At 37.2% G+C, this 4,285-nt stretch carries 4 protein-coding genes and 2 pseudogenes; 2 read left to right on the forward strand and 4 right to left on the reverse strand.

The features are described 5' to 3' along the window. Nucleotides 1–341, forward strand: a pseudogene (locus HT729_RS11090) (N-acetylmuramoyl-L-alanine amidase family protein); the annotation flags it as partial. A gap of 17 nt (nucleotides 342–358) precedes the next feature. Next, nucleotides 359–1,381, forward strand: coding sequence for a choline-binding protein CbpF (gene cbpF, locus HT729_RS11095; protein ID WP_000771087.1), 1,023 nt, complete (start codon nucleotides 359–361; stop codon nucleotides 1,379–1,381). A gap of 117 nt (nucleotides 1,382–1,498) precedes the next feature. Here cbpF and HT729_RS11100 read toward each other — a convergent pair whose 3' ends face one another. The 4 genes and pseudogenes from HT729_RS11100 to HT729_RS11115 form a co-directional block, all read right to left on the reverse strand. Further along, the gene (locus HT729_RS11100; protein WP_000765700.1) at nucleotides 1,499–2,731 is read right to left on the reverse strand and encodes an MFS transporter; all 1,233 of its coding nucleotides are present in this window, start codon (nucleotides 2,729–2,731) and stop codon (nucleotides 1,499–1,501) included. Nucleotides 2,732–2,773: 42 nt separating this feature from the next. Then, nucleotides 2,774–3,055, reverse strand: a complete 282-nt coding sequence (locus tag HT729_RS11105) for a hypothetical protein (RefSeq protein ID WP_031222508.1) — start codon at nucleotides 3,053–3,055, stop codon at nucleotides 2,774–2,776. 205 nt (nucleotides 3,056–3,260) lie between these two features. Beyond that, nucleotides 3,261–3,649: pseudogene (locus tag HT729_RS11110) on the reverse strand (lanthionine synthetase LanC family protein). 445 nt (nucleotides 3,650–4,094) lie between these two features. After that, nucleotides 4,095–4,285: integrase core domain-containing protein (locus HT729_RS11115; RefSeq protein ID WP_172932022.1), on the reverse strand; the 191-nt coding region annotated here is incomplete at its 5' end.

A 4,285-nucleotide genomic window follows, 5' to 3' on the forward strand; every position in this document is an offset into this window, starting at 1 on the left:
CTTGGTATTATTATAAGAACAGTACGAAACAAACAGGTTGGCAAAGTATAAATGGCAAATGGTATTATCTTGAAACCTCTGGTTCAATGTCCACAGGTTGGAAATATGTACGAGGAAGATGGTATTATTTAGATAAGACCAATGGTGATATGAAGACTGGTTGGTATAAAGATGGTTCAACATGGTACTATTTAGATCCTACTAATGGAGATATGAAAACAGGTTGGATAAAAGTATCAGGTGAATGGTATTATCTCAATTCAAGTGGTGCTATGGTTACAGGTAGTCAGACGATTGATGGTAAAGTTTATAACTTTGCTTCATCTGGTGAGTGGATTTAATATTGGAGGGTATATACATGAAACTTTTGAAAAAAATGATGCAAGTTGGATTAGCAGCAATATTCTTTGGTTTTCTAGCTACAAATGTAGTATTTGCAGATGATTCTGAAGGATGGCATTTTGTCCAAGAAAACGGAAGAACCTACTACAAGAAGGGGGACCTCAAAGAAACGGACTGGCGAGTGATTGATGGTAAGTACTATTATTTTGATTCTTTATCTGGAGAGATGGTTGTCGGCTGGCAATATATACCTGCTCCATACGAAGGGGTTACGATTGGTTCTTCTCTAAGGAAAGATATTGCTTTTAGACCAGATTGGTTTTACTTTGGTCAAGATGGGGTACTACAAGAATTTGTTGGCAAGCAAGTGTTAGAAGCAAAAACTGCTACAAATACCAACAAACATCATGGGGAACAATATGATAGCCCAGCAGAGAAACGAGTCTATTATTTTGAAGATCAGCGTAGTTATCATACTTTAAAAACTGGTTGGGTTTATGATAATGGGGACTGGTATTATTTGCAGAAGGATGGAGGCTTTGATTCTCGCATCAACAGATTGCCTGTTGGGGAGATAGCACGTGGTTGGATCAAGGATTATCCTCTAACCTATGATGAAGAGAAGCTTAAAGCGGCTCCATGGTACTACCTAGATCCAGCAACTGGCATCATGCAAATAGGATGGCAATATCTAGGTAATAACTGGTACTACCTTCGTTCATCAGGAGCTATGGCAACTGGTTGGTATCAGGAAGGCTCAACTTGGTACTATTTAGATGCTGAAAATGGTGATATGAAAACGGGCTGGCAATACCTTGGTAACAAGTGGTACTATCTCCGTTCATCGGGAGCTATGACAACTGGTTGGTATCAAGATGGTTCAACTTGGTACTACCTAAATGCAGGTAATGGAGATATGAAGACAGGTTGGTTCCAGGTTAATGGCAAATGGTACTATGCTTATAGCTCAGGTGCTTTGGCAGTGAATACGACCGTAGATGGCTATTCTGTCAATTATAATGGCGAATGGGTTCGGTAATGACAGGGAGCTTATAATTATATTAGAACACTCGCTTAATCAAAGAAGTGACTTTGTTGTACTTGACCTGACGATTGGGGAGATTAAAAGCATGTGAAATCTACACATGCTTTTTCGTTAGTTATGAGTGTTGAACTTGACTAACCATTGACAAAAGATAAGAGCAATCAAAATAAGATACAAAAATATCAATGCTAACTGCACCGAAACGCTCGATGCTATGGATAGGGCTAATAGGGAGAGCAGGGACGGGGCGAGAATGTCCACTGTGCTCAGAGCAGAGCCCACCGTCCCCATCTTGTCACTGGGGATATAGGCAAAGACAGCTGCTTGTAGGCGAGGGCTGAGAATGCCGATAATCGTAGAACTGATGAAACTGGTCATGAAAATTACGATATAGGCTTGACAAAGGATACTAGTTATTAGAGCCAATAGGGAAATCTCACAGAAAACCAAGAGGTGCGTGAAACGGATATTTTTAAATAGATTACTGCTGGTCATATTGCCAAGGATAGCTCCACAAGAAATGATGATGGAGAGCAGGGCGAGGAGTTGCCCAATGCTCAGTTGTGCTAGTGTCTGTTGGATGAAGCGGAGGGCAATCAACCGAGGAGACACATCCAAGATGGCAATCATACTGGTCGTCAGAAACAGTAGTATGACGGTATCTTTTAACCTCAGGAGCACAGCCAGCGACTGTTTAAGATGTTGAAAATATTTCTTAAAACTCAGTGCTGTATGTGACATTTCAATCCTTTTTTCAACCTCATACAAGGTATGTCGAATAACATACAGGCCCCAAAAGGCAATGACAAAAGTCAGAGTGTTGATAAGGGAAATAGTTTGAATACTCATAACATTGATAAGGAATGCACCAGCTAGATTGGCGACAATGCGGACAACCCTCATCAGAGACTGCCTGAACCCCATGGCATCATGCAGGTCGTCCTTAATTACACTGATGTAGAGGGCGTTCATCATGTAGGCAGACAGGTAGCTCAAGGTGTCAGAGATAAGGTTGATGATGACAATCATAATGACTGAAACTAATGAAAAGGGCGACAAGACGAGAAATACTGTCAAAATAGCGTAGAGCAGGATTTTGATTTTGGCAATCCAGAGTGCGTGTTTGACTCTATTTTCTTGAAAATCTCCTAGAATTCCGAGAAAGAGTTGCGATAGTAGGGGAACCACCTCTGAAATGGAAATCAGTAAAATCGCTAGCGGAGCGAAATTGTACTGAGCCACATAATTGATAATGGCGAGGTAGAAAATACTGTCGCCGAATGATGAAAAACAGCTGTTTAGCAGCAACTGTCTATATATGTTGTTTGTCCAAAATAATTTCATACATTTCTCCTTATGTCTGCACATCGAATGGGAATTTATTATTTAATAGACACCAATATACCCCATGCTTCCTATTCCGAAGTCAAACAAATCTGCTTTACCACTATCTCCTTGAAACATCAGTAAACCGTGATCATCTCGTTCAGAACATGCTAAAATTACCTGTTGGATTTTTTTCATCAGTAATTTGTTTTGATTGTAGACAGTGGTTTGTAGTAAGCTAGTTATTCCGTGGCAATATCCTGTCATCATTTTTAGATGATGGTCAAAAACAAATTCTTGATATTTACTAATAATATCTTTGTTTCCGTCACAATCGTACATACAAAGATATAAGATTATTCCGGAAATTCCTTCGCACCAAGAAAGTTATAAATTTCCTAAATTTTCAGTATTAGAAGTAACTTTTTCTAATAATTTTTTTAATTCAGTATGGAATGTATGGAGATCATTATAGAACATAGAAGGTTCTAAGACTTTAGAATAGGCAAATAAAGCCTATGCAATTCCACAATATCCATGAGCAAAGCTATAGTCTAAAATGCTTTCTTTGGCTATATCTCTTTGTAGGAAATAATGCTAAATTTCCCCTATACTATTGTGGATGAAAATTTTAAGAGTATTGTCATTGGTAAATTGATAGTATTTTATTAATGATAATAGGACACCAGATTTTCCCAATGCAAAGTCTATTTCCTCTAGAGTATCATAATTCTCTATTAATTTCTTAGCGGTGACGTTTGCTAATTGTAGATAGTATTGATTTTTACTGATAGAAAATAAATGTAGGAGTAACCATAGATAACCTGCATCACCAAATAGCAGTGAGTATTGATATTCATATGTGTGTGTCGTTCTAATTGTCACTGCCTTCTTGATGATAGAGAGTATTTTAGAATCCAGTTCTGGGTGGTACAATTTATTTAGAGGAAACAGTAGTCCAGCTATTCCGTGTTGGAATGATAAATTACTTACGAAATTTCCAAATTCTGTTGAAGAAGTGATCCTTCCTTCAGAATTTACAGTTTTATCTAGTAAAAATCGTAGAACACTGTTACATTCTGTTTTGTAATCATATTTATGTTCCTCTATTTTTTTAATTTTGACTAAATTATTTGTTTGACTTAAATTTAGTAGATATTGTAACCAAAATAGTTGCTCATCTGTGAGCTGACCTTGAGTATGTGATAGTTCTAGTAATTGAATAGGATCCTTTAGTTAGATTCGATCAATCCATAACATAACAACATTTTTAGGACAACTTGTCAAATATTAGTATATATTTTTACATCTTGAATTGTCAAATTAAGTGCATAACTTTCCCGTTCAATATGTACTGACCCCCAAAAGTTAGACAATTAATTTATCCAAAGGATTTAGTTCTGTACTGCACAGGACTAAGTCCTTTTAGTTTTACCTTAATTCGTTTATTGTTGTAGTAATCAATATAGTCTACAATAGCTTGTTCCAATTGCTTAAGCGACTGAAACGACTTCTCATAACCGTAAAACATTTCCGATTTCAGAATCACAAAGAAAGATTTCATAATGCAGT

Source organism: Streptococcus sp. 79 (assembly GCF_013277425.1).
Classification (GTDB): Bacteria; Bacillota; Bacilli; order Lactobacillales; family Streptococcaceae; genus Streptococcus; species Streptococcus pseudopneumoniae.